24 protein-coding genes are annotated in these 24,783 nt (G+C 71.7%); 14 read left to right on the plus strand and 10 right to left on the minus strand.

Features of this window, described 5'->3' with window-relative positions; translation table 11 throughout:
* Positions 1–248 precede the first annotated feature (248 nt).
* The gene (locus ABR738_RS15915) at positions 249–839 is read right to left on the minus strand and encodes a DUF2017 domain-containing protein (RefSeq protein ID WP_350230639.1); all 591 of its coding nucleotides are present in this window, start codon (positions 837–839) and stop codon (positions 249–251) included.
* Positions 839–1,144, minus strand: a complete 306-nt coding sequence (gene clpS / locus ABR738_RS15920) for an ATP-dependent Clp protease adapter ClpS (RefSeq protein ID WP_350230640.1) — start codon at positions 1,142–1,144, stop codon at positions 839–841. Before clpS ends, ABR738_RS15915 begins: the two co-directional genes overlap by 1 nt.
* A gap of 284 nt (positions 1,145–1,428) precedes the next feature.
* Here clpS and ABR738_RS15925 point away from each other — a divergent pair, with 284 nt between their 5' ends.
* Both ABR738_RS15925 and ABR738_RS15930 read left to right on the plus strand, forming a co-directional pair.
* The gene (locus ABR738_RS15925; RefSeq protein ID WP_350230641.1) at positions 1,429–2,757 is read left to right on the plus strand and encodes a nicotinate phosphoribosyltransferase; all 1,329 of its coding nucleotides are present in this window, start codon (positions 1,429–1,431) and stop codon (positions 2,755–2,757) included.
* Positions 2,758–2,936: 179 nt separating this feature from the next.
* On the plus strand, positions 2,937–3,524 hold the full coding sequence (locus ABR738_RS15930) for an isochorismatase family protein (protein ID WP_350230642.1): 588 nt from the start codon (positions 2,937–2,939) through the stop codon (positions 3,522–3,524).
* 22 nt (positions 3,525–3,546) lie between these two features.
* Here the strand turns inward: ABR738_RS15930 and ABR738_RS15935 are convergent, their stop codons facing one another.
* Positions 3,547–3,846 carry a hypothetical protein gene (locus tag ABR738_RS15935; protein WP_120723159.1) on the minus strand — a complete coding sequence of 100 codons (300 nt, stop codon included), beginning with the start codon at positions 3,844–3,846 and terminating at the stop codon, positions 3,547–3,549.
* 135 nt (positions 3,847–3,981) lie between these two features.
* On the minus strand, positions 3,982–6,372 hold the full coding sequence (locus ABR738_RS15940) for an immune inhibitor A domain-containing protein (RefSeq protein ID WP_350230643.1): 2,391 nt from the start codon (positions 6,370–6,372) through the stop codon (positions 3,982–3,984).
* 423 nt (positions 6,373–6,795) lie between these two features.
* On the opposite strand from ABR738_RS15940, the gene ABR738_RS15945 reads away from it, so the two are divergent.
* A complete protein-coding gene (locus tag ABR738_RS15945) occupies positions 6,796–7,146 on the plus strand; it encodes a hypothetical protein (RefSeq protein WP_350230644.1) in 351 nt (116 codons plus the stop codon).
* Here ABR738_RS15945 and ABR738_RS15950 read toward each other — a convergent pair.
* Together ABR738_RS15950 and ABR738_RS15955 are read right to left on the minus strand one after the other, a co-directional pair.
* Positions 7,132–7,941: an RDD family protein gene (locus ABR738_RS15950; RefSeq protein WP_350230645.1), complete on the minus strand. Its 810-nt coding sequence runs from the start codon at positions 7,939–7,941 to the stop codon at positions 7,132–7,134. The genes ABR738_RS15945 and ABR738_RS15950 overlap by 15 nt on opposite strands.
* A 104-nt stretch (positions 7,942–8,045) precedes the next feature.
* Complete coding sequence (locus ABR738_RS15955) at positions 8,046–9,647, minus strand: RDD family protein (protein ID WP_350230646.1); 1,602 nt, start codon at positions 9,645–9,647, stop codon at positions 8,046–8,048.
* 266 nt (positions 9,648–9,913) lie between these two features.
* Here ABR738_RS15955 and ABR738_RS15960 point away from each other — a divergent pair, with 266 nt between their 5' ends.
* Both ABR738_RS15960 and ABR738_RS15965 read left to right on the plus strand, forming a co-directional pair.
* Positions 9,914–11,080, plus strand: a complete 1,167-nt coding sequence (locus tag ABR738_RS15960; protein WP_502964091.1) for a putative hexosyltransferase — start codon at positions 9,914–9,916, stop codon at positions 11,078–11,080.
* Positions 11,081–11,223: 143 nt separating this feature from the next.
* On the plus strand, positions 11,224–11,718 hold the full coding sequence (locus ABR738_RS15965) for an SsgA family sporulation/cell division regulator (protein WP_350230648.1): 495 nt from the start codon (positions 11,224–11,226) through the stop codon (positions 11,716–11,718).
* Between the two features lie 10 nt (positions 11,719–11,728).
* On the opposite strand, the gene ABR738_RS15970 is transcribed toward ABR738_RS15965, so the two are convergent.
* The gene (locus ABR738_RS15970) at positions 11,729–13,096 is read right to left on the minus strand and encodes an FAD-binding oxidoreductase (RefSeq protein WP_350230649.1); all 1,368 of its coding nucleotides are present in this window, start codon (positions 13,094–13,096) and stop codon (positions 11,729–11,731) included.
* Between the two features lie 98 nt (positions 13,097–13,194).
* Between ABR738_RS15970 and ABR738_RS15975 the strand changes: the two genes are divergently transcribed.
* On the plus strand, positions 13,195–14,832 hold the full coding sequence (locus tag ABR738_RS15975; protein WP_350230650.1) for a tetratricopeptide repeat protein: 1,638 nt from the start codon (positions 13,195–13,197) through the stop codon (positions 14,830–14,832).
* A 158-nt stretch (positions 14,833–14,990) separates the two neighbouring features.
* Here the strand turns inward: ABR738_RS15975 and hppD are convergent, their stop codons facing one another.
* Positions 14,991–16,136, minus strand: coding sequence for a 4-hydroxyphenylpyruvate dioxygenase (gene hppD / locus ABR738_RS15980; protein ID WP_350230651.1), 1,146 nt, complete (start codon positions 16,134–16,136; stop codon positions 14,991–14,993).
* Between the two features lie 121 nt (positions 16,137–16,257).
* Between hppD and ABR738_RS15985 the strand changes: the two genes are divergently transcribed.
* The 8 genes from ABR738_RS15985 (at position 16,258) to ABR738_RS16020 (ending at position 22,934) form a co-directional block, all read left to right on the plus strand.
* Positions 16,258–16,773 (plus strand): Lrp/AsnC family transcriptional regulator, encoded by a 516-nt coding sequence (locus tag ABR738_RS15985; RefSeq protein ID WP_350230652.1) that lies wholly within the window; start codon positions 16,258–16,260, stop codon positions 16,771–16,773.
* Between the two features lie 39 nt (positions 16,774–16,812).
* On the plus strand, positions 16,813–17,460 hold the full coding sequence (locus ABR738_RS15990; protein ID WP_350230653.1) for an ABC transporter permease: 648 nt from the start codon (positions 16,813–16,815) through the stop codon (positions 17,458–17,460).
* A gap of 37 nt (positions 17,461–17,497) precedes the next feature.
* Positions 17,498–18,754, plus strand: a complete 1,257-nt coding sequence (locus ABR738_RS15995) for an ABC transporter ATP-binding protein (RefSeq protein WP_350234593.1) — start codon at positions 17,498–17,500, stop codon at positions 18,752–18,754.
* Positions 18,751–19,626, plus strand: a complete 876-nt coding sequence (locus tag ABR738_RS16000) for an ABC transporter permease (protein ID WP_350230654.1) — start codon at positions 18,751–18,753, stop codon at positions 19,624–19,626. The genes ABR738_RS15995 and ABR738_RS16000 overlap by 4 nt, the downstream gene beginning before the upstream one ends.
* A 17-nt stretch (positions 19,627–19,643) precedes the next feature.
* A complete protein-coding gene (locus ABR738_RS16005; protein ID WP_502964221.1) occupies positions 19,644–20,609 on the plus strand; it encodes a glycine betaine ABC transporter substrate-binding protein in 966 nt (321 codons plus the stop codon).
* 111 nt (positions 20,610–20,720) lie between these two features.
* Positions 20,721–21,341 (plus strand): ArsR/SmtB family transcription factor, encoded by a 621-nt coding sequence (locus tag ABR738_RS16010; protein WP_350230655.1) that lies wholly within the window; start codon positions 20,721–20,723, stop codon positions 21,339–21,341.
* Between the two features lie 40 nt (positions 21,342–21,381).
* Positions 21,382–21,561 carry a hypothetical protein gene (locus ABR738_RS16015; protein ID WP_350230656.1) on the plus strand — a complete coding sequence of 60 codons (180 nt, stop codon included), beginning with the start codon at positions 21,382–21,384 and terminating at the stop codon, positions 21,559–21,561.
* Positions 21,558–22,934: an MFS transporter gene (locus ABR738_RS16020; protein ID WP_350230657.1), complete on the plus strand. Its 1,377-nt coding sequence runs from the start codon at positions 21,558–21,560 to the stop codon at positions 22,932–22,934. The genes ABR738_RS16015 and ABR738_RS16020 overlap by 4 nt, the downstream gene beginning before the upstream one ends.
* On the opposite strand, the gene ABR738_RS16025 is transcribed toward ABR738_RS16020, so the two are convergent.
* A complete protein-coding gene (locus ABR738_RS16025) occupies positions 22,864–23,652 on the minus strand; it encodes a S16 family serine protease (protein WP_350230658.1) in 789 nt (262 codons plus the stop codon). The two genes, ABR738_RS16020 and ABR738_RS16025, sit on opposite strands and share 71 nt — an antisense overlap.
* A 189-nt stretch (positions 23,653–23,841) precedes the next feature.
* On the minus strand, positions 23,842–24,486 hold the full coding sequence (locus ABR738_RS16030; RefSeq protein WP_350230659.1) for an IclR family transcriptional regulator: 645 nt from the start codon (positions 24,484–24,486) through the stop codon (positions 23,842–23,844).
* Positions 24,487–24,783: the final 297 nt, after the last annotated feature.

The raw sequence follows: 24,783 nt of genomic DNA on the forward strand, positions 1-24,783 counted from the left end.
CGGATGTGGATGGAGTGCCGCCGGCGGTCAGCCGGTCGAAGCGCCCCCGGGAACATGGGTGGCGTCCCCGGGTGGTCGTGAAGATTTATCACGGGCTTATGGGTGATCCCCAGCGGGCTTTGTGGCGGGGATCACAGGAAGAAGCGGACAAACCGCATTCAATATGACAAAGCAGGTCGATGTGGTGATGGGATCGTTATACGGATTTGAGCGTCCGCTGAGCGAACGGTCATTTTCCGGTCGATCGCTCAGGGCATGAGCGTGTCGATGAGTGTTTCTTGCAGCACACCCAGCCACAGATAGGCCATCACCATCGGCTTGCGCGGGTCGTCGTCCGGCAGCCGGTAGAGCTCGCCGCTCTCGTCCTCGTCGGTGATGTCCAGGCGGGTGGCGATGGTCAGACGCAGGTCGTTGAGGGCGCCGAGCCAGTGCCGCGCGTCGTCGGCGGTCAGCTTCAGGACGGCGCCGCCGTCGCCCCGGGGGCTCAGCTCGTCGAGGCCGCGGACGACCGCGAGGGCGTCGGCGCGCTTGCGGGCCCGCAGGTCGTTCTCGGTGAAGCGCCTGAACTCGGCCGACTTGGCGCGCAGTTCCTCGCTCTCCTCGCTCGCGTACGCCTCGGGGAAGAGGCGGGCGAGCGCCGGGTCGGTGGGCGGCTCGCTGGGGCCCTCGGCGAAGAGGGCGGCCAGCGGGTCCTCCTCCTCGGCGGCCTGGTCGCCGGGTCCGATGAGTTCGAGCAGCTGGACGGCGAGGGAGCGCAGGATGGCGATCTCGACCTCGTCGAACGCGGCGGCGGCGCCACCGCGCGGCAGCGCCTCGAAGCCGCTCACGGCCCCGGCCATCAGCCGCGGTCCTGGGTGAGCGTGGCCCACAGGCCGTAGCCGTGCATGGCCTGCACGTCGCGTTCCATCTCCTCGCGGCTGCCGCTGGAGACCACGGCCCGTCCCTTGTGGTGCACGTCGAGCATCAGCTGGTGGGCCTTGTCCTTGGAGTAGCCGAAGTAGGACTGGAAGACGTACTGCACGTAACTCATGAGATTGACGGGGTCGTTGTGGACGAGCGTCACCCAGGGCACGTCGGGCTCGGCGACGGGAAGGTCCGACTCCGCCGACTCGGGACGTTCGATCTCTACCGGGGCAACGCTCACGACTTGGGGCGACCTTGTCTCTTCTGCCGGGGCCGGGGGCCGGCCCCGGGGAACAACAGCCTGCCGAGGGTTGCGCCGTTTCCGGAGGGCCCCCGGTCGGCGCAGCCGAAACGGCCACGGCCTCCATGCTGCCACCCGGGGCGGCTCATCGCACAAACGGGCCCCTGGAAATCGTCAGAGTGACGAGTATTCGGGGTAGCATCCCGGCATGCCCCGCACGGGGCGATCCAGCGACCCCCGGCCGGCGTGCGCCCGGCCCGGACGAAAGTGCGAGGTAGCTCGCTGTGAATGCTGCGGACCTCGGTCTGCCGGTGGACGTGCCGTCGACCGCGCTCTTCACCGATCAGTACGAGTTCACGATGCTCCAGGCCGCCCTGAAGGCCGGCACGGCCGAGCGGCGCTCGGTCTTCGAGGTCTTCACCCGCCGCCTGCCCGAGGGCCGCCGCTACGGCGTGGTGGGCGGCACCGGGCGCGTCCTGGACGCGGTGGAGAACTTCCGCTTCGACGCGGGCGTCCTCGGCTTCCTGCGCGAGCGGAACATCGTGGACGAGCCCACCTTGCGCTGGCTCTCCGCCTACCGCTTCAGCGGCGACATCTGGGGCTACCCCGAGGGCGAGGTCTACTTCCCCGGCTCACCGATCCTGCGCGTCGAGGGCTCCTTCGCCGAGTGCGTGCTCCTGGAGACGGTGATCCTCTCGATCCTCAACCACGACTCCGCGATCGCCGCCGCCGCCTCCCGGATGTCGTCGGCGGCCGGCGGGCGCCCCCTGATCGAGATGGGCGCGCGCCGCACCCACGAGCTGTCCGCCGTCGCCTCCGCTCGCGCCGCCTACGTCGGCGGTTTCAGCACCACATCCGACCTCGCGGCCGGCTTCCGCTACGGCATCCCCACCGTCGGCACCAGCGCCCACGCCTTCACGCTGCTGCACGACAGCGAGCGGGACGCCTTCCGGGCCCAGGTCGACTCGCTGGGCCGGGGCACCACGTTGCTGGTGGACACCTACGACGTCGCCGAGGCGGTCCGCGCCGCCGTCGAGATCGCCGGGCCCGAGCTCGGCGCGGTCCGCATCGACTCCGGCGACCTGCTCCTGGTCGCCCACCGGGTGCGCCAGCAGCTGGACGAGCTCGGCGCCACCGCCACCAGGATCGTGGTCACCTCCGACCTCGACGAGTACGCCATCGCCTCGCTGGCCGCGGCCCCCGTGGACGCCTACGGGGTGGGCACCCAGCTGGTCACCGGCTCGGGGCACCCGACGTGCTCGATGGTCTACAAACTGGTCGCCCGCGCCCAGTCCGCCGACCCCAGGGCCCCGCTGGTCCCGGTCGCCAAGAAGTCGCTCGGCGCGAAGTCCTCGCTGGGCGGCCGCAAGTGGGCCGCGCGCCGCCCGGACGCGTACGGGATCGCCGAGGCCGAGGTCGTGGGCACCGGGGCGGTGCCGGCCGCGCTCGGTGAGCGTCAGCTCCTGGTCGAGCTGGTCAAGGGCGGCACGGTCGTGGCCCGCGAACCGTTGGACGCCGCCCGCGCGCGGCACATCGAGGCGCTGGCCGCGCTGCCGATGTCCGCGAGCCAGCTCTCGCGCGGCGAACCGGTCATCCCGACCGAGTACGTCTGAGGACGTCTGAGGACATCTGAGGACGTCTGAGCCGGGCCCCGGGCGCGGCCTCGGCGTGCGGCCGGGCCGCCCGGCGGGTTTTCCGCCCCCGTTTGCCCCCTGCCGCACGCGGATCGAAGTCTCTACGCTCGAAGCACAGCCCTCCCCCACCCGGGCCCGCAGACCGAAGGACAGCCGACATGCACCGCGCTTTGATCGTCGTGGACGTCCAGAACGACTTCTGTGAGGGCGGCTCCCTCGCGGTCGCGGGCGGCTCGGACGTCGCCGCAGCGATCACCGAGCTCGTGGGCGAGGCGGCCGGATCCGCCTACCGCCACGTGGTGGCCACCCGCGACCACCACATCGACCCGGGCGCGCACTTCTCGGACACGCCCGACTTCGAGCACTCCTGGCCGGTGCACTGCGTCGCCGGGACCGAGGGCGTGGGCTTCCACCCCAATTTCGCCCCCGCCGTCGCCTGCGGGGCCATCGACGCGGTCTTCGACAAGGGCGCCTACGCCGCCGCGTACAGCGGCTTCGAGGGGCTTGACGAGAACGGTCTCTCGCTGGCGGACTGGCTGCGCGAGCGGCAGGTGGGCGAGGTCGACGTGGTGGGCATCGCCACCGACCACTGCGTGCGGGCCACCGCGCTCGACGCGGTGCGCGCCGGGTTCGTCACCCATGTCCTGCTCGACCTGACGGCGGGGGTGGCCCCGGGCACCACGTCGGCGGCCCTGGAGGAGATGCGGGCGGCAGGCGTGGACCTGTCGGGCAAACCCGTGGTCTAGCCGGGGTCCGGGGCGCGCGGCGCTATCGCAGGAGCGCCCGTATCGGGTGCCACAGCTCCTCGGTGGTCTCCGGGGCCGTGCGCCACAGCAGGCCGTCCGGATGGTGCAGGACGGCCGTGATCTCGTCCAGGGTGGGCGGCTCGGTCTGGCCGCGCAGGTACACCGCCCGCAGGCCGAGGTTGCGGAGCCTGGTCAGGGCCCGCGCCCGGTTGACGGCGTGCACCAGGACGCGCACGTCACTGCCCGGCGCCGCCGGGTTCGGCAGGGTCAGCGCGACGACCACGCTGCCCCCTGGCAACTTGCAATATCCTCCGCCGGGCATGCCGGACCACTCCCCCTGCGGGACGACGCGTTGGACCCGCTGTCAATAAGGACTCGTAGAACGCACCTAAACACGATCGGCCGCCGCCCGCTAGAGGGCGACGGCCGATCATGATTTGACCTGCTGTTTTGCTGATTACTTGGGTGAGGTGCCGACCTTCACCGTGATCGTCTGGCCGCTCCGCGGCTGGTCGACGATCGAGATCCGCGTCCTGGTGTCAGGAACCTTGACGCTTCCGGTCGGGTTCTCGGCGTACCAGTACGTGCCCTGGTGGTCGTCGAAGACAGGCACGCCCGCCTGCGACTTGATCTTGGTCGCCACGTCCGCGTTGTGCAGCGTGAAGGCGTCCGTCCGGTACTGGCTGAACGGCGCGTCGAACGGCTGGATCTTGTTGCGGATCATCGTGCCGTCGGCCCACTTGAGCGGCTTGGCGTGCGCGTCGATCGGCAGGATCAGGCCCTGGCCGGGGTGGGCCGAGACGTTGTTGTCCTTCTGGGAGGTGTCCCAGAGCCAGATGAGCAGACCCTTCTGGTACGGGTAGTGCTCGACCCAGCTCGGCCGGGTTTTGGAGAAGCCGAAGTTGTACGGGCCGACCTTGAGGGTCGTGTCGTACGAGACGTACTGGCGGTTCTCCGCGAGGTAGTACTGCGGGTAGTCGTTGGTGAAGGACTGCCCGATGCGGGTGAAGTTCTTCGCCGCCCAGCCGTTGTCGCCGCCCTCGGCGCCGTCGGTGACCACGGCGGTGCCGTCGGCGGTGACGGTGATCGCGTCGGCGGTGAAGCCCTTGCCGCCCGCGCCGCCGTCCGTCTGGTAGCGGAAGCGGAGCTGGATGTTCTTGCCGGCGAACTGGTCGAGCGGGTACGACAGCTTCTTGTACGCGCCCGACGCGTCGGTCAGGGCCGGCTTGTCGCTGGAGTCGCGCGTGATGGCCTTGCCGTCGGCGGTGCCGTCGATCGCGTTCCAGCTGGCGCCGTTGTCCGTGGAGACCTCGGTGTAGAGGAAGTCGTAGTCCTTCTCGATGTCCCACCAGCCCGAAAGGTCCAGGGACGCCTTGGACTTGCCGGTCAGGTCGACCGAACGGGTCAGGGTGTTGTTGAGGTTGTCACCCATCCCGCTCCACCACTGCTTGGTGCCCTCGACGGGCTTGACGACGGTGGTGGTGACTTCCTTCTTGGGCAACTCGACGACGAGCGCCTGGTTGTCCTTGGTGTTGTACTCCGAGACGCCCAGCTTGGCGGTGACCTTCGAACCCGCCTTCACCGAGGCGTAGTCGAGCCAGCCCAGCTGGAGCTTGTCCCACGCGGTCATGTCGCCGGGCAGGTTTCCGATGGAGTCCTTGCCGGTGCCGAGCCAGGAGCCCGCCGACATCAGGGACCAGAAACCGACCGAGTTCTCGGCGGTGTTGGTGGTGTCGTAGAGGTCCGGCAGACCGAGGTCGTGGCCGTACTCGTGCGCGAAGACACCGAGACCGCCGTTCTCCGGCTGCATCGTGTAGTCGCCGACCCACATCCCGGTGTCGCCGATCTGGGTGCCGCCGGCCTTGTTGTAGGAGGGGCCGGTCTTGCCCGCGTCGGTGCCGTAGGCGTACCAGCGGTGCGCCCACAGGGCGTTGGTGCCCTGGGCGCCGCCGCCCGCCGACTCGTCCTCGCCGGCGTGCACGATCTGGAAGTGGTCGATGTAGCCGTCGGGCTCGTTGAAGTTGCCGTTGTTGTTGTAGTCGTTGCGGTCCCACTGGTCGTACTGCCCCAGGGTGGCCTTGATCTGCGCGTCCGTCTGGCCCTTGGCCTTCTGGTCGGCGACCCAGGCGTTGACGCCGTCGCGGACGGTGTCCCAGACGTTGGCGCAGTTGGTCTGGCCGCAGTAGTTGGAGCCGTAACGGGCCTCGTTGTACGGGATCTTGACCCAGTCGGTGACCTGGCCGTCGACCGAGTAGCGGCCCGATGACGTCTTCTCGTAGTACGTCTTGAGCGAGTTGACGTTCTTGCCCGTACCGAAGTACAGGTCCTGGTAGTGCTTCTGGTTGTAATCCGCCTGCCAGGCCGTGGAGTTGTCCTTGGCCCGGTCAGGCTGGGCTATCTGGTTGTGCGCCGGGCCGGGGGTGCCCCCGTACTTGGGCTGCGGCGGCTTGGGACCGTCGGGACCGTCCGGGTCGTACATGGTGGTGTTGTCGACCTTGTCGCCGAACTCCACCAGGATCGTGAAGATCTTGTCGGTCTTCTCGCGGCCGAGCTCGACGTACTTCTTGTCGCTGAGCTTCACGACGTCGGAGCCGCCGCGCTTCTCCACCTGCTTCTTGCCGGAGATGACCTGCTCTAGCGCCGCCTGGCGCTGCTGCGCCTGCTGGTCACTGAACGGGCCCTTGAGGTTGTGCTCCTGGCCGCTGGCCCTCGACGGGTCCTGGCGCTGTACGGCCGCCGGAGCCTTCGAGTCGGCCTGGGCCGTGGCGAATGCCGACCCCGTTGCGCCGACCGTGGCTATGGCCACGAGCACGGCGGCGGCTCTTGCCGCCCTCCTGCTGCTGGTCACTTGACGATTTCCTCCCCCGCGGCCGGCAGGAACCCGGGGGTGAGGAGCTGGTTCCGGTGCACGACACGCGTCTCAAGTGACGACATTGGACCGGAGTTACCAAAGAAAAGACAGATCTTGACTTGTTCGTGCCAAGTACATTATGTAGAAGGCACGTTCCGCTATCCGAACGTGACAGGTGTGCTAACAGACCGGGACAACAGGTGCACGCGTCTCGCCATCCGGACCGGGGCGCATCCCGGAATGACTCCATGCGCCCCCCGTGCACCGGCACTGTGGGTTAGGTCATGCTTACCAACAGTTCCGCTCGGGCATGGACCGTCGTAGAGTCGCTAGGCAGTGCGATCCGGTGGCCCGGGGCCGCCGGTCGAAGAACGGTCTTGAGGCTCACCCCCTATCCGAACCATGAGGACGGATAACGCCATGCCGCGTCCCACTGCCGCACAGCTCTCCTACGGTTCGGCCACCGTCGTCTTCTCGACCGTCGCCATGCTGCTGCTCTCGCGCACCGAGTCGGGCGTCGGAGTCGCGGTCATCGTGCTCGCCGCGCTGCTGCTCGGACTGCTCGTCGCCGTGACGGTCCCCATGCCGCTGCCCCGGCGCGCACGCGCGAACGGCCGCACGGCGCCGGCCAGTACAGCGCCGGTCGACCGTGCGGCCGTCCAGGAGACTTCCGCGACGACGCCTCGTCCCGGGCCCGTACGGCACCGGGAGGGCGTCCCCTCCCCCCGAGGGCAGCGCACCGCCGCCCGTGCGCACTCACTGCGGAGTTGAGACCACCACCACCGTCTTGGCCGCCTTGTCGTGCCAGCCCTGCCGATAGGGCTTGTCCGCGACGATCGTGATGATCAGGACGAGGTCCCACAGGCAGTAGCAGCACAGCACGAACGGCGCCCACAGCACGGCGGCCCGGGCGAGCGCGGCGTTGATGGTGGGCACCCTGCCGTCGTTGAGCATCGCCACCCGCAGCCCCAGCCACTTCTTGCCGAGGGTCTGCCCGGTCTTCGAGACCATCAGGGTGTCGTAACCGATGTAGGCGGCGAGCGAGATCAGCAGCCACAGCAGACCCGTGCCGGAGTACGTCTTGCTGATCACTTCGGTGCCGGAGTCACCGTTGTCCGTGGAGATCACCACGCGATTGCTTGTCGCCCATTCGATCAGGTTGAGCGGCACCGCGATGATCAGGAAGTCGATGACCCGGGCCAGGAACCGCCTGCCGAAGTCGGCGAGCGGCGGCATGCCGGCCAGCGGGTCCACACCGCCGTACTGGCCGCCGTACGGGTCCGACGGCGGTGGCGGCGCGCTGTCGTAGGGCGAGCCGCCGCCGGGGGGCGGCCCGCCGTAGGGACCACCGCCGTAGGGGCCACCGCCGTAAGGGCCGCCTCCGCCCGGTGGGGGCGGGCTTCCGTAGGGGCCCTGGCCGCCGGACGGGCCCGGGCCGCGGGGCGGATCAGCGGGCGGCGGCTGCGTGCCGCCGTAGGGCGAACCGCTCGGCGGAGGCTCGGACGGCTTCTTGCGGAACGGGTCGTCCTCGGGCGGCTGACCGGGCGGCGGCTGATCGGTGCTCATGCCGGTAGTGCACCGCGCGCGCGAGAGCCCCGCGACCGGGGCGGGCCGTTCGGGGGGCGGGCCGTTCCGGGGAAGGGCGTTCCGGGGAAGGGGCGGCGCCCGGGCTATCCCTGTCCCTGGGCGACGAACGTATGGGCCACCTTGTCGTGCCAGCACTGGCGCCACGGACGGTCGAAGAGGCACCACACCACGTTGACCGCGCCGACCACGAGCAGTCCCAGCACCCCGTAGACCACCCAGCGCCGCGCCGCCTGGCCGAACGTGGGCTGCTCGAACGACTCGATGCCGCGCACCTCCACCCCGCAGATCCGCTTGCCGAGGGTGCGGCCCCACTTGGCGGTGGGCAGCGCCTCGTACAGCAGCCCCAGGACGAGGAACGCGCCCAGCACGATGCCGAGGAGACTCGCCGTCGTGGCGTCCAGGAGGTAGACGGTGACCGTACGGCCCGACAGCTTGGCCGCGTCGATCTTCTCCTGGATGTGGTCGCCGACCCGGGTGAGCAGCGGCAGGGCGAGGCCGCCCGCCACGACGCCGAGCACCACCGTGTCGATGAGCCGCGCGGCGAGGCGCCTGCCGAGCCCGGCGGGCCGGGCCGCCGCCTGCGCCTGCGCGGCCGCGAGGAAGGGGTCGGCGACGGGCGGCTTCCACGGCGCGACGGGCTCGCTTGCCCGGGGGTCGGGCTGCGCGAGCTGGTGCACCTGCTGCGCCCAGGACGCGGCCCCTCCCCCGGCCCCGGCCGCCATCGGCGACCCGGGCACGGCGACGGCCGGCAGCTGTTGCTGTACGGGTCCGGGCTGCGCGGGGCCGGACTGCGCGGGGCCGGACTGCGCGGCCGGCAACGGGTCGGCGGGGCGCGGGAGTTGGGCCCGCGCGGGTGCGGGTTCGACGGCGGCGGGCTGCACGGGCCCCGCGAGCGCGGCGAACGGTCCGGACGGGCCGGACGGGATGGGCTGGGGGGCGTGCTGCTGGTGCGGCTGTTGATGCGGCTGCGGGTGCTGGTGCTGGTGCGGCACCGAGCCGCCGGGCCGCGCACCGGCCGGGGCACCCGTCGGCCCGGACGGCCCAGGGTCCGACGACGGCGCGGGGTGTCCGGGGTTCGCCGCGTGCGCGGGGTTCGACCCGTGCCCGGGGTTCGCCGCATGCCCGGGGTTCGCCGCGTGCGCCGGGTTCGACCCGTGCCCGGGGTTCGACCCGTGCCCGGGGCGCGGCTGCTCCGGGACCGCGCGTCCGGGGGTTCCGGAGCGCCGGGGGTCGGGCAGACGCGAATCAGGAAGGCGCGGATCAGGAAGGCACGGGTCGGGCAGGCGCGGGTCGGGTGTTTCGGCCGGCAGGCCCCAGGAGACCCGGCGGTCCTGGTCGCCGCCGAAACCGGACTGGTGGGCGGCGTCCGCGTGCCAGGCGGGCTGCGGCCCGGCCTGCCCGGGTGCGGCGGCCGAGGGCTCGGGCTCGTCCAGGAAGACCGGGCCTGTCTCCTCGGCGGCGGGGGCGGCCGTGACCGGCGGCACCGCGGCGAGCGAGGGCGCAGGGGCGGGCTGGGCGCCCGGCGGCGGGGAGGGCGGCGCCTCACCGGCGGCGGGCGCGGGCCGGCTCGTGCCGGGCACCCAGGAGACCCCGTTCCAGTACCGGACATATCCCGGGATGGAGGGATCCGGGTAGTACCCCTCCCGGGCCGCGCTCCCGTCGTTGTCAGGAGGAACCGTCGCCATGTCCCCAACTCCGTTCCGATCCAGCACAGTTGATCTCCGCCGCGGTACGGCGGCCGCACCGGGCCAGACCGCGCGCTTCCGCTTGTCCCAGGAGGACCCTAACCAAGAACGCGCGGCCCGTTGGAGGAAGCCGTGCAGGAAGCCCGCGTACGGGCGACGCGCGACGCCCGGGTCCGCCGCAGCGCGACCGCGCCCCACGGTTGCGTACAGTCGTGGCGCATCGAACTGGTGCCCCCGGCGCCGCCGGTCAGGAAAGTGAGTGAGCAATGCGCGTGGGGCCTGGCCGGACCGGTCATGACAGCCCGGTGGACGGTCCCCCGGTGACGGAGCCGGCGCTGCGGCGGGCGTGGACGGCGGTCGCGGCCTTCGCGGCGGTCCGCGCGCTCGGCCTGCTCGTGCTCGGCCTGTGGTCACGCGTCAACGGCGAGGACGCCCATGAGCTGCTGTCCGCGCGCTGGGACTCGCTCTGGTACGCGCGGGTCGCGGCCTGCGGCTACGACTTCACGCTGACCGCGCCGGACGGGCGGGTCCTGTCCGACCAGGCGTTCTTCCCGCTGCTCCCCTGGCTCGAGCGGGCTGTCGGCGCGGTGAGCCCGCTGGGTCCCGGCGACGCGGGCCTGCTGGTCAGCGGGATCGCGGGGCCCATGGCCGCCTGGGGCATGTATCTGATGGGCCACCACTTCTACGGCCACCGGGCGGGGCTCTTCCTGGTGACGCTGTGGGCGGCGGTGCCGGTCGGGATCGTCCAGTCGATGGCGTACAGCGAGGCCCTGTTCGTGGCGCTCGCCGCCTGGTCCCTGTACGCGGTCGCGCGCGGGCGCTGGGTGGTGGCGGGGCTGCTCGCGTCGCTGGCGGGACTCACCCGGCCGGTGGGGCTCGCGGTGGCCGCCGCGCTGTGGGCGGGCGCCGTCGTCGAGGCGTGGCGCACCCGCCGCGTCGGCGCGCGGATGCTCGCCGGGATGGTGATCGCCCCGCTCGGCGCGGCCGGTTACATCCTGTGGGTGGGGCTGCGCCGGGGCCGCCTCCTGGCCTATCTGGACGTGCAGGCGGAGTGGGGCAACGGCTTCGACGGCGGTCTGGCGTACGGGAAGTTCATCGTGGCGCACCTGGGCGGCTGGCCCGTCGTGCTCGCCGGGCTCGGTCTGATCGCGGGCACGGCGCTCGCGCTGTGGGCGTACGTGGCGTGTGTGCGCGGGCGCCAGCCGCTTGCGCTGCTCGTCTACACCGGTGTCGTGCTGGCGCTCGCGCTGTGCTCGTCGGGCTACTTCGGCTCCAAGCCGCGTCTGCTGCTGCCCGCCTTCCCGCTGCTGCTCCCGGTGGCGCTCGCGCTGTCACGGGTGCGCGCCGCGCGTTCGGTGCCCGTCGTCGCGGCTCTCGCGCTCGGTTCGGCGGTGTACGGAGCGAGCTGGCTCAACGGCTCGGGGCCGCCGTAGGAGGGGCGCGCCGAAAAAGTTTCCCGTTCTCGCGTAATGAACCCGGGGCGACGCGCTCTCATCCGGTACGGCCCGCTCCCGGGCCCGTACCGCGCCGCCGCCACCCGCGTCGGCCGCGTACCGGGAAGAGAATGAGGAACCCCATGCATGTCACCGTGGTGGAGCGCGAACTCGAACTGAAGCTGGTCCTGTCGCCCGAGCGCGCCGTCCCCGTGCCGGCCCGCCTCACCTACCGCGCCGACGACCCCTACGCCGTGCACATCACCTTCCACATCGGTTCCGACACCCCCGTCCACTGGACCTTCGCGCGTGAGCTCCTGGTCGAGGGAGTGTTCCGGCCGTGCGGCCACGGCGATGTGCGGATCTGGCCGACGAGGACCGAGGGCCGCGGCGCGGTCCTGATGGCGCTCAGCTCGCCGGACGGCGACGCGCTCCTGGAGGCGCCCGCGGCGCAGGTGTCGGCGTGGCTCGAGCGCTCGCTGCGGGTGGTGCCGCCCGGCCGCGAGAGCGAGCTGCTGTGCGTCGACGACGGCCTGGCCGAACTGCTCGCGACCACCACCGGCCGGGGCCCGGCCGACGAGGCGTGGCTGGGGGAACGCTGGTCCCGCAAGGAGTCGCGGCCGGAGGAGGGCGCGTGAGGGCCCCGGGTCAGAACAGCTTGCCCGGGTTGAGGAGACCGAGCGGGTCGAAGGCGCGCTTGACCGCGCGCTGCATCTCGATACCCACCGGGCCGAGCTCGCGGGCCAGCCACTCCTTCTTCAGGACGCCTACGCCGTGTTCGCCGGTGATGGTGCCACCGAGTTCCAGGCCGAGCGCCATGATCTCGTCGAAGGACTCACGGGCGCGCCGCGAGGCGTCCTCGTCGGCGTCGTCGAAGCAGACCACGGGGTGGGTGTTGCCGTCGCCGGCGTGCGCGCAGACGCCGATGGTCAAATCGTGCTTGGCGGCGATCGCCGCGGTGCCCTCCAGCATCGCGGCGAGCCGGGACCGGGGCACGCACACGTCGTCGATCATCGTGGCCGGCGCGATCGCCTCCAGGGCGGTGAGCGACAACCGCCGTGCCTGGAGCAGCAGTTCGGACTCGGCGGCGCTGTCGGCGGGGACGACGTCGGTGGCGCCTGCGGCCGCGCACAGCTCGCCCACGGCGGCGAGGTCGGCGGCCGCGCCCGGCGTGTCGAAGGCGGCGAGCAGCAGCGCCTCGGTGCTCTCGGGCAGCCCCATGTGGGCCATGCGGTTGACGGCCTGGATGGTGGTGCGGTCCATGAGTTCGAGCAGCGAGGGCGTGTGGCCGCGCTCCATGATCGCCACGACGGCGTCGCAGGCGGCCGCCGCAGAGGCGAACTCGGCGGCGAGCACGAGCTGGGGCGGCGGCGCTGGACGCAGCGCGAGCACCGCCTTGACGACGATGCCGAGGCTGCCTTCGGAGCCGACGAACAGCCGGGTCAGGTCGTACCCGGCGACGCCCTTGGCGGTCCGCCGGCCGGTGCTCATGAGCCGTCCGTCGGCGAGGACGACCTCGAGGCCGAGGACGTACTCGGCGGTCACCCCGTACTTCACACAGCACAGCCCGCCGGACGCGGTGCCGATGTTCCCGCCGATGGTGCACATCTCCCAACTGGAGGGATCCGGCGGGTAGTAGAGCCCGTGTTCGTGGACCGCGCGCGACAGTACGGCGTTGACGACGCCGGGTTCGACGACCGCGACCCGGTCGACGGGGTTGATCTCCAGGATGCGGTCCATCTTGACGAGCGAGAGGACGACGCAGCCGTCGCTCGCGTTGGCCGCGCCGGACAGACCGGTGCGCGCGCCCTGCGGCACGACGGGCACCCGCAGCGCGGTGGCCGTGCGCATGACGTGCTGGACCTGCTCGACAGTGCGGGGCAGCACCACCACGGCCGGACTGCCCGCCGCGCAGAAGCTCGCCATGTCGTGGGCGTAGGAGGCGGTGATGTCGGGATCGGAGACGACGGCGTCCGCCGGGAGGCCCTTGCGCAGCCGTTCGAGAAGATCGTCCATGTCCTCAGCGTGGCACCCGGGGCCATCGGTGTGAACCCTTTACCCGGCCGGTCGGGCGGCGCCGGGTGTGCTCTTCGTATTGACGCACAGTGAACACCATGGAGATCGCTAAGACCGAACAGGATCCGGCCGCGGCCCGGCGGGCGGCGTGGCTCTCGGCGTCGGCGGCGGCCCAGCGCACCGCGCGGCGCCGGGGCCCGGGCCCCGTCCTGCGGCGGGCCGCCCTGGTGGCGCTCGCGGCGGGGACACTGGTCGGGGGCGTCCTGCTGCTGCGGCCCGACGGCGGGGCCCGCAAGGAGGCGCCGCCCGCGCCGGGGCCCGCCACGCGGGCCCTGACGGCGGTGGCCTCGGGGGCCCCCGCCTCGGTGGGCGATCTGACGGCGCTCATCGCGGACCGGGCGGCCTGGGTGCGCACCCACCCCAAGGACGAGGCGTCCTGGGCGGTGCTCGGCTCGGCCTATGTGGAGCGCGGGGCGCGCGGCGCGGACCCCGCCTGCTATCCGCGGGCCGAGTGGGCGCTGCGGCGGTCCCTGGAGGTGCGGCCACGGGACAACCAGGACGCCGAGATCGGCCTCGCGGCGCTCGCGGACGCCCGGCACGACTACGCGGCGGCGCGCACGCTGGCCGAGGGGGTACGGTCCCGCGCGGCCGACCGCTGGACGCTGTATCCCCCGCTGATCGATGCCTACAGCGGGCTCGGGGACACCAAGGCCGCGGCCAAGGCGGCGGAGCGGCTGCTCGAACTGCGCGAGGGCGCGGGCGCGTTGGCGCGGGCGGGCGAGGTCTACCGTACGCGCGGCTGGCGCGAGGACGCGTCGGTGGCGCTCGACGAGGCCGTCGCGCACGCCGCCTCGCCGGTGCAGAAGGCGGCCGCGCTGACGGCGGCGGGCGACCTGGCGTGGGAACGGGGCGAGCCGGAGGGCGCGCTGGCGCGCTACGCGGCGGCCCTGCACGCCGATCCCGGCGCGGCCCCGGCGTACGCGGGCCGGGCCAGGGCCGAGGCCGCGCTCGGCCGCAAGGCCGAGGCCCAGCGCGACTACCAGACGGCCGTCGCCCGGCTGCCGGAGCCGCGATTCGCCCTGGAACTGGGCGAGTTGTACGAGTCGCAGGGCCTGGACGGCGACGCGAGGACGTGGTTCGCCAAGATGCGCGAGCTGATCGCGCGGGACGAGGCGGGCGGGGTGGACGACGCCTTGCTGCTCGGCCGCTTCGAGACGGACCACGGGGCGGCGCACGCCGCGGTGGACCGGCTGGAAGCGGAGTGGAAGGCACATCCGAGCGCGGACGCGGAGGACGCGCTCGGCTGGGCGATGTACCACGCGGGCGAGACGGAGGAGGCGCTGACGCATCTGCGCAAGGCGACCGACTCCGGGGTGCGCAGCGCCCTGTTCTCCTACCATCAGGCCGTGATCGAGCGGGAGTTGGGCCAGTCGGGCGCGGCCCGGCGCCACCTCCAGGACGCGCTGCGCACCAATCCGTACTTCTCGCCGCTGCTCGCGCCGAAGGCGAAGGAAGCGCTCGCGGCGCTGGGCGAGCCGCCCGACGGCGGACCGAGGGACATGTACGGGCATGTGGCGGCGGCCGCGCAGGCGGGCCCTTCGGGCTCCGACGCGGAATCCGGCGGCGGGGGCGGGGGCGCCGCAGCGTCGTCGTCCGGCTCGTCGTCGGGCCAGGGCGCACGGCGGCCCGCGAGGCCCCGCCAGGCCAGGCCCGCCAAGCCCTCGCAGCGGCACTGAGACCCCGGGAGCGCGGGGCCACGGGAGCGCGGGGCCACGGGAGCGCGGGGTTACGGGAGCGTGGGGCGACGAAAGGCCACGGCCCCACGGGTCAGGTCCGTGGGGCCGGGGACTCATGACGGTAACTCACTTACCGTACGGACGAGACCTGTTGCAGGTCAGAGGTTGCCGCGCCGCTCCTGCTCGCGCTCGATCGCCTCGAACAGGGCCTTGAAGTTGCCCTTGCCGAAGCCCATCGAACCGTGCCGCTCGATCATCTCGAAGAAGACGGTCGGGCGGTCCTGCACCGGCTTGGTGAAGATCTGGAGCAGGTAGCCGTCCTCGTCGCGGTCGACGAGGATCTTCAGCTCGCGCAGCGTCTCCACGGGCACCCGGGTCTCGCCGGCCCACTCGCCGAGGGTGTCGTAGTAGGAGTCGGGGGTGTCGAGGAACTGGACGCCGGCGGCGCGCATGGCCTTGACCGAGGCGACGATGTCGTTGGTGGCGAGCGCGATGTGCTGGACGCCGGGGCCGCCGTAGAACTCCAGGTACTCGTCGATCTGGGACTTCTTCTTGGCGATGGCCGGCTCGTTGAGCGGGAACTTCACCTTGAGGGTGCCGTCGGCGACGACCTTGGACATGAGCGCGGAGTACTCGGTGGCGATGTCGTCGCCCACGAACTCCTTCATGTTGGTGAAGCCCATGACGTTGTTGTAGAACGCCACCCACTCGTTCATCTTGCCGAGCTCCACATTGCCCACGCAGTGGTCGATCGCCTGGAAGAAACGCTTCTCCACGGGCGCGACCATCGGGGCGGCCTCGACGAAGCCCGGCAGGTAGGGGCCGGTGTAGCCGGAGCGCTCGACCAGGGTGTGCCGGGTCTTGCCGTAGGTGGCGATCGCGGCGAGGACGACGGTGCCGTGCTCGTCGGAGACCTCGTGCGGCTCCTCGATCCCGGTGGCGCCGTGCTCGGTGGCGTACTTGTACGCGGCACGCGCGTCGGGCACCTCGATGGCGAGGTCCACCACACCGTCACCGTGCTCGGCGACGTGATCGGCGAGGAAACGGCCCCGGTCGGTGGCGGGCTTGATGACGGAGGTGAAGACGAAGCGGGCGGCGCCGCTGGTCAGCACGTAGCTCGCCGTCTCGCGGCTGCCGTTCTCCGGTCCGGAGTACGCCACCAGCTTCATGCCGAAGGCCGTCGAGTAGTAGTGCGCGGCCTGCTTGGCGTTGCCCACAGCGAAGACGACCGCGTCCATGCCCTTCACCGGGAAGGGGTCGGCCTGCCGCGCGGTTCCGGGGGTCTGATCCAGGGTCTCAGTCATAGAGGGAGCGTCACCCCAGGAGGCAAGCTGCGCAATAGTTCGCGTTTTCACTGGTCAATCTGTCCAGTAGGGGCCGAGGATGGGAGGGCGTTCTGTACACGGTGACCATCCGGAGGCGGCCATGGCGATCGATCATCTGGACGGGCGGCTGATCGTGCTGCTCGCGCGTGAACCCCGCATCGGGGTCCTGGAGGCGTCCCGGCGGCTCGGCGTGGCCCGTGGCACCGTCCAGGCGCGACTGGACCGGCTTCAGTCCAATGGAGTCATCCGCGGTTTCGGGCCCGATGTCGATCCGGCGGCGCTCGGCTATCCCGTCACCGCCTTCGCCACGCTGGAGATCAAACAGGGTCAGGGGGCGGACGTGCGGGCCCACTTGGCGTCCGTGCCCGAGGTCCTCGAACTGCACACGACCACCGGCCAGGGCGACATGCTGTGCCGTCTGGTGGCCCGCTCCAACGCCGATCTCCAACGTGTGATCGACCGGGTTGTCGGTTTTGATGGCATCGTCCGGGCCGCGACGGCGATCGTCATGGAGAACCCGGTCCCCCTGCGGATCATCCCGCTGGTGGAGCAGGCGGGTCAGGACTCCGTGCCCGGCGGTGGACGACCGCGCGAGGAGCGGTGGCCGACCGCGTAAGGAGCGGGTGGCCGACCGCGTGAGGACAGGGGTGAGCGCGTGGGGTTCTGGGACTACCTCTCCAGCCGGCACCAGCAGCTGCTCACCGACGCCCTCCAGCACGCGAGCGCGGTGTTCCAGTGCATGGTGATCGCCACCGTGCTGGGTGTGGTGATCGGCGTGGTGACGTACCACAGCGGCTGGGCAGCGGGTCTGGCCGTCACCTCCACCTCGACCATCCTGACGATCCCCTCGCTCGCCATGATCGGCCTGCTGATCCCGCTGGTGGGACTCGGCGTGGCGCCCACGGTGGTCACCCTGACCCTGTACGGACTGCTGCCGATCGTGCGCAACTCCATCGTGGGCCTGCGCGGCGTGGACCCCTCGCTGGTGGACGCCGCCAAGGGCATCGGCATGTCGCGCGCCGCCCGCCTGCTGCGCGTCGAACTCCCGCTGGCCTGGCCTCCGATCCTGACCGGCATCCGCGTCTCCACCCAGATGCTGATGGGCATCGCGGCGATCGCGGCGTACGCCTCGGGCCCGGGCCTCGGCAACGAGATCTTCCGCGGCATCGCCTCGCTGGGCAGCGCCAACGCCATCAACCAGGTGCTCGCGGGCACCCTCGGCATCGTGGTGCTCGCCCTGCTCTTCGACGCGGCGTACGTCCTGATCGGCCGTCTCACCATCCCGAGGGGGATCCGTGTCTGAGCGATCCGAGTCCGCGTCCGTCGTGTCCGCGTCCGTCGTGTCCGGGCGGGCCGAGCCGGGGCCCGGTGGAGCGGCCACCTCGGGCGCCTCCATCCACCTGGAGAACCTGACCAAGCGCTACCCGGGCAACCCCACCCCGTCGGTGGACAGCGTCACGATGGAGATCAAGGCGGGCGAGACGGTCATCTTCGTGGGGCCCTCGGGGTGCGGGAAGTCGACCACGCTGAAGATGATCAACCGCCTGATCGAACCGACGTCGGGCCGCATCCGGATCAACGACGAGGACGTCACCGACATCGACCCGGTCAAGCTGCGCCGCAAGGTCGGGTACGCGATCCAGTCGTCCGGGCTCTTCCCGCACATGACGGTCGCCGACAACATCGCGCTGGTGCCGAAGATGGTCGGCTGGTCCAAGGCGAAGGTGAAGGACCGGGTGGAGGAAATGCTCGACCTGGTCGGGCTCGACCCCCGCGAGTTCCACGGCCGCTATCCGCGCCAGCTCTCCGGAGGACAGCAGCAACGGGTGGGCGTGGCAAGGGCGTTGGCGGCCGACCCGCCGGTGCTCCTGATGGACGAACCCTTCGGGGCGGTGGACCCGATCACCCGTGACCACCTCCAGGACGAGCTGATCCGCCTCCAGCACGAACTGCACAAGACGATCGTCTTCGTCACCCACGACTTCGACGAGGCGATCAAGCTGGGCGACCGGATCGCGGTGCTGCGCGAGCACTCCCACATCGCCCAGTTCGACACCCCCGAGGCCATCCTCACCAACCCCGCCGACGACTTCGTCTCCGGCTTCGTGGGCGCGGGCGCCGCCCTCAAGCGGCTCAACCTCACCCGCGTACGGCACGTGGAGATGGCGCAGTTCCCCACCGTCACCGTGGACGACCCGCTCCAGTCGATCTTCAACAAGCTCCGCAGCGGCCCGCACAACGAACTGCTCATGCTGGACCGCAGGAACCGCCCCTACAAATGGCTGCGGCGCGGCGACCTGATGCGCGCCAAGGGCTCACTCGCCCGGGCCGGACAGCTGGTGCACGACACCGTGACCCGCGACGCGACGCTGCACGACGCCCTTGAGGCGGTGCTCACCGACTCCGGCGGCCGGGTCGCGGTGACGGGGCGGCGCGGCGAGTACATCGGCGTCGTCGACATGGAGACCTTGATGAACTCCGTGCACGAACTCCTTGAGGCCGACCGGCTCGCCGCCATGGAGCACCAGCACGACCTCGAAGACCTCCGCCATCACCAGACCGAACAGGAGCTGGAGGGCGGTGCGGAGACGCCATGACGCCGAGGAACCCCGCCCCCGCCGAGCGCCCGCCGGGCGAGCACGACGTCAAGGGCCACGCCTTCCACGACGAGCCGCCCGACCCGCTCACCGAGCCCGATGAGCCGCCGAGCCCGGCCCCCGCCACCCGACCGGCCCGGCGCGTCACCTGGCAGAAGCTGGTCCTGCTGCCGCTCGTCCTCGCGGTCGTCCTGGTGATCACCTACGTCTGGATCACGCATGCCCAGCTGGACACGATCGCGAAGAACTCCCTGGGCAACGGGAATGTGCCCCTGCGCCTGTGGCAGCACGTGAAGCTGACCGCCATCTCCACCTTCTGGGTGCTGATCATCGCGATCCCGCTCGGCATCGCGCTGACCCGGCGCGGTGTGAGCAGGGCCGCGCCACCGGTCACCGCCATCGCCAACATCGGTCAGGCCACCCCCGCGATCGGACTGCTCGCGCTCCTGGTGATCTGGCTCGGCATCGGCCCCGGCACCGCCGTCATCGGCATGGTGATCTACGCGGTCCTGCCGGTGCTCTCCAACACGGTGGCGGGGCTCCGCGCGATCGACCCCCAGCTCGTCGAGGCGGCCCGCGGCATCGGCATGTCGGCCTTCGGCACGCTCGGCAGGGTCGAACTGCCGCTGGCGGTACCGCTGATCCTCGCGGGGGTGCGCACCGCGCTCGTCCTGAACGTCGGCACCGCGACGCTGGCCACCTTCGGCGGCGGAGGCGGGCTCGGGGACCTGATCACGTCCGGCATCCAGACCCAGCGCATGCCGGTCCTGGTCATCGGCTCGATCCTCACCGTGGCGCTCGCGCTCTTCGTGGACTGGCTGGCCTCGCTGGCCGAAGTGGCGCTGACCCCGCGCGGTCTGGAGGAGTCGTGACGCACCGCCTCCGTACGATCCTGGCCGCCGCCGGGGCCTCGCTCTCGCTGCTCGCCGCGGTGTCGGGCTGCGGGCTCAAGTCCGGCTCGCCGATGGTGGACGACGTCGTGCCCGGCTCACTCGGCAGGGGCCTGCCCCTCAAGGGGGCGTCCTTGACGGTCACGTCGAAGAACTTCAGCGAGAACATCATCCTGGGCCAGATGGTCGGCCTGGTCTTCAAGGCGGCCGGCGCCGAGGTCCTTGACCGCACCAACCTGCCCGGCTCGATCAGCGCCCGCGAGGCGATCATCAAGGGCGACGCGGACGCCATGTACGACTACACGGGCACGGGCTGGATCACTTTCCTCGGCCACAGCAAGCCGATCACCGACCCGGCGGCGCAGTGGCGGGCGGTGCGGGACGCCGACCTGAAGAACGGGGTGACCTGGCTGCCGCAGTCGTCCCTGAACAACACCTACTCCCTCGGCATCAGCCAGGCCAACAACGCCAAGTACCACCTCAAGACGCTCTCGGACGTGGCCGCGCTGGCCAAGAAGGACCCCTCGGCGGTGACGATCTGCGTGGAGAACGAGTTCGCCTCGCGCGAGGACGGCCTCGTGGGCATGGAGAAGGCGTACGGGATGTCGATCCCCGCGTCCCGCATCCAGAAGATGGACGCCGGGATCATCTACACCCAGGTGTCCAAGTCCAACTCCTGCCTGCTGGGCGAGGTGTTCACCACCGACGGCCGCATCAAGGCGATGAATCTGGCGACCGTCGAGGACGACAAGCACTTCTTCCCCAACTACAACGCGGCGCCGGTGATCCACAGCCGTGCGTACGCCAAGTACCCGGCGATCGCGGCCCTGTTGGACCCGCTCAGCGCGAAGCTGACGACCCAGGTCGCGCGAAGCCTGAACGCCAAGGTCGACGTCGAGGGGCAGGATCCGCATGACGTGGCGCTGGAGTGGCTGGTGCGGGAGGGGTTCATCAAGAAGGCGTGAGCGGGCGGCAGTTGGCGCTCCGGAGGGGCGGTGTGGGGCAGGGATGCTTCGCAAAGAAGCCGTTGCAAAGAAGGCGTTGCAACCTTTCCTTTGCATAGCTATCTTTGGACCATGCCCGAGAAGAAGCCGTCCGACGCCGCTCCCCTGCTCGGTGAGAGCGGCGAACGCATCCTCGACGCGCGCGCCCTGCGCGGTCTCGCCCACCCCTTGCGCATCCGGATCCTGAAGTCCCTGCGCCACGACGGCCCCGCCACCGCCTCCCAACTCGCCGAGCGTCTGGGCGAGTCGAGCGGCGCGACCAGTTACCACCTGCGCCAGCTCGCCACCCACGGCTTCGTGGACGACGACCCCGAACGCGGCAGGGGGCGCGAGCGCTGGTGGAAGGCCGTGCACACCGGCACGACGTTCGCCGACGACCTGCACACCAGCACCGACCCCGAAGTGCGGGGCGCCGCGGATCTGTTCATGCATGAGGTCGCCGGCATCCACACCCAGGAGGTGTCGACCTGGCTCGCCACCGCGCGCGACTGGCCGGCTCCCTGGGCTACCAGCGGCGATCTGAGCGACTTCACCCTGAACCTGACCGCCGCCCAACTGCATGAGCTGAATGAGAAGTTGCACGCCGTCGTCGAGACGTACCGCACGGCGGGCCCCGACACATCGCACGGCTCCGAGGCCGCCCAGGTCCGGGTCCATCTGCACTCCTTCCCGCGCGCCGTCCCGCCTGCCTGACCCGCACGCCACCCGCCACCCCACCGAAGGGACTCACGCCATGCACAGCGACACCCATCTCCTGCTGCACCACCTGCGCGCCGCCGAACTGACCACCCGGGCAGCCGCCACCGTCCCCGGCGAGCACCGTCTGCGCGCCCGCGTCGGCTGGCTGCTGGTCGAGGTCGGGCTGCGCCTGGCCGCCCACCGAACGCCGCACCGGCGGGCCCACTTCGCATGAGCGGGCCGGGGGGACACCGCGACAGACGACCACTCACGGCGGTCCTGACCGCCAACGCCGTTTCGGCCACGGGGAGTTCGCTCACCCTCATCGGCGTGCCCTGGTTCGTGCTCCAGACCACGGGCAGCGCGGGCCGCGCAGGCGTCGTGGCCTTCTGCGCGACACTGCCGATCGTCGTGTCGGCCCTGGCCGGAGGCCCGGTCATCGACCGCGTCGGGCGCCGCCGGGTGTCGGTGGGCTCCGACGTGGTGTGCGGGCTGGCGGTCGCGGCGATCCCGCTCCTGCACCAGGCCGGACTGCTCGCGTTCTGGCTGCTGTGCGTCCTCATGGCGCTCGGCGGCCTCGCGCACACCCCGGGCGCCACCGCGCGCGCCGTCCTGCTGCCGGATCTCGCCCGGCGGTCGGGGCTGACCCTGGCGCGCGCGGCCAGCGCGTACGACGCCGTCGCACGCGGCGCTCGCATGACCGGCGCGGCCCTGGCCGGCGTACTCATCGCGCTGACGGGCGCGGGCAACGTCCTGCTCATCGACGGCGCGACCTTCGCCGTGTCGGCCCTGCTCGTCGCGGCCGGCCTGCGCGGGCTCCCCGAGGCGCGACCCCGGCGCGGACCGGCGCCGGTCACCGTGCGGACGTACAAGGCCGAACTGCGCGAAGGATACGCCCACTTGGCGCGTACGCGGCTGCTGCTCGCGGTGGTCGCCATGGTCATGCTGATGAACGGGACCGACCAGGGCTGGAACGCCGTACTGCTTCCGGTCCACGCCGAGCGGTACCTGGGCGGCGCGTCCCAACTCGGCCTGCTGACCGCCCTGTTCGGGGCCGGCGGCCTCGCGGGCGCGCTCCTGTACGGTCTGGTCGGCCACCGTTTCTCGCGTCGTACCGTCTTCTCGGTCTGCGTGCTGCTGTGCGGGGCGCCCCGTTACGCGGTGGCCGCGCTGACCCACACCACACTGCCGCTGGCCGTCACGATGGTGGTGGCGGGACTCGCCGGCGGCACGCTCAACCCGATCCTGACCACGGTGATCTACGAGAGGGTGCCGGACGCGCTGCGCAGCCGGGTCTCCGGGGTGCTCACGGCGGGCTGCGAACTGGCGATGCCGCTCGGCGGGATCGCGGCGGGCCTCCTCGTGGAGAGCGCGGGCCCGCACGGCGCGCTGCTCGTGGTCGGCGGGGTGTATCTGCTGGCCACGCTGAGTCCGCTGGTCTTCCCGGCGTGGCGAGGCCTGGCAACGGGGCCCGGCGGGGCGGGAGAAGCCGGTGCGGGAGCGGCCGGGACCGGCGGGGAAGCGGCCGGGACCGGCGTCAGCAGGACGGGACCGCGTCACCCTTGTGCAGCGCCTGAAGCGCGGACACCGCGCCCTTCAGTGTCGTGACGGGGATCAGGCGCAGGCCCTTGGGCAGTTCGGAGGTGGCGTCCGAGCACTCGCCCTTCGGCACCAGGAAGACCGTCGCGCCGTCGCGCGCGGCGGCCTGGGTCTTGAGCGCGACCCCGCCGACCGCGCCGACCTCGCCGTTACCGGCGATCGTCCCGGTGCCGGCGATGGTGCGCCCGCCGGTGAGGTCGCCGCCCGCGCCGTCGCCGTTCAGCTTGTCGATGATGCCGAGCGTGAAGAGCAGGCCCGCGCTCGGGCCGCCCACGTCGGCGAGGTGCAGGTCGATCTTGACCTTGTCGGGGCTCAGGCCCAGGTAGCCGAGCGCGGCGACGGACGCGGCGTCCTGCGACTGCTTCATCTCGGCCTGGTTGTGCTCGGAGATGTCCTTCTCGCTGCCGCCGCCGGGGTAGACCGAGTCGCGGGGCATCACGGCCCGGTCGGTACGGAACCAGCCGTCGACGACGTCCGTGACACCGACGTCCGCGTCGGGCCCCGTCGCCAGGATCGTGGTCATCCGCAGCTGCCCGGTGGTCGGGCGGGTGGGGGCGCCGGTAATGGTGATCACCGGCTTGCCCGCGTCGTCCCCCAGCACGTTCGCGGTCGGCCCAGGCTGCGCCACCGCGAACGGCAGCGGCGCGAAACAGGCGACGGCGAGCAGCGCGACGACCGGTGCGGCGCCGATGGCGAGGTTACGGAGGCGGGGGTGACGAAAGAGCACGGGCCCAATCTATCCGTACGCTTCCCGCCGACGGCCGCACGCCCCTTGCCGCACGCGGCCCCGCCCGTTGCCGCACGCGGTCCCGCCGCCCGCTCCCCGGCGCCCGGGGCCCGACCCCGCCCCCGGCGCCCCGGGCCGGCCGCCGCCGCTCAGCGCAGGGCGTCGGCGCTCAGCGCAGGGCGTCGGCGCTCAGCGCAGGGCGTCGGCGACTTCCCGCGCCGCGTCCACCACTCGGGGCCCGACCCGCTCGGGCACGGCGTCGGCGAGCATCACCACGCCCACGCTGCCCTCTATCCCGGTGACCCCGACCAGCGGCGCGGCGGCGCCGCTCGCGCCGGCCTCCAGCTCGCCGTGCGTGAGGGTGAAGCCGGGCTCGGCGAGCCCGCCGTTCTGCCGGGCCGCGAGGATCGCCCGGCCCGCGGCCCCCTTGTCCAGGGGGTGGCGGAACCCGGCGCGGTAGGCGACGTGGTAGTCCGTCCAGGTCGGTTCGACCACGGCCACCGCGAGCGCGTCCGAACCGTCGACCAGGGTGAGGTGGGCGGTGGCGCCTATGTCCTCGGCGAGCGAGCGCAGCGCGGGCAGCGCCGCCTCGCGCACCAGCGGGTGCACCTGGCGGCCCAGGCGCAGCACCCCGAGCCCGACCCTGGCGCGGCCGCCGAGGTCGCGGCGGACCAGGGTGTGCTGTTCGAGGGTGGCGAGCAGGCGGTAGACGACCGTGCGGTTGACCCCGAGTTTGTTGGACAACTCGGTGACGGTGAGGCCGTGGTCGGTGTCGGCGAGCAGCTTGAGGACACGCAGTCCCCGGTCGAGCGTCTGGGAGGTCTCCGCGGTCACGACCCACTCCTTAGGTGGCGAGTCGCGGCGGCGCTCTCACGTGATTCGCGACACCGGTCCCGTCGGCGGCGCGCGCAGAGCCCGCCGGCGAGGCCAAGGCACCGGCTGCGCTCCGCGGCGACGCTGCCACGGGGCGATTTGCATGGCGGGGACAGTAGCGAGCGGACACCGCTCAGCGGAAGACCTCGTCCAGAATCCGGGCGCGAGCAGAATTCCGCGCGCCGGTAAAGGGGCGTAAGGGAACCGTTGGATGGACAAATAAACACCGGAAGCGATGAATTTGATCCCTGTTCGATC

This window comes from Streptomyces sp. Edi4, assembly GCF_040253615.1.
In the GTDB taxonomy this organism is placed as follows: Bacteria; Actinomycetota; Actinomycetes; order Streptomycetales; family Streptomycetaceae; genus Streptomyces.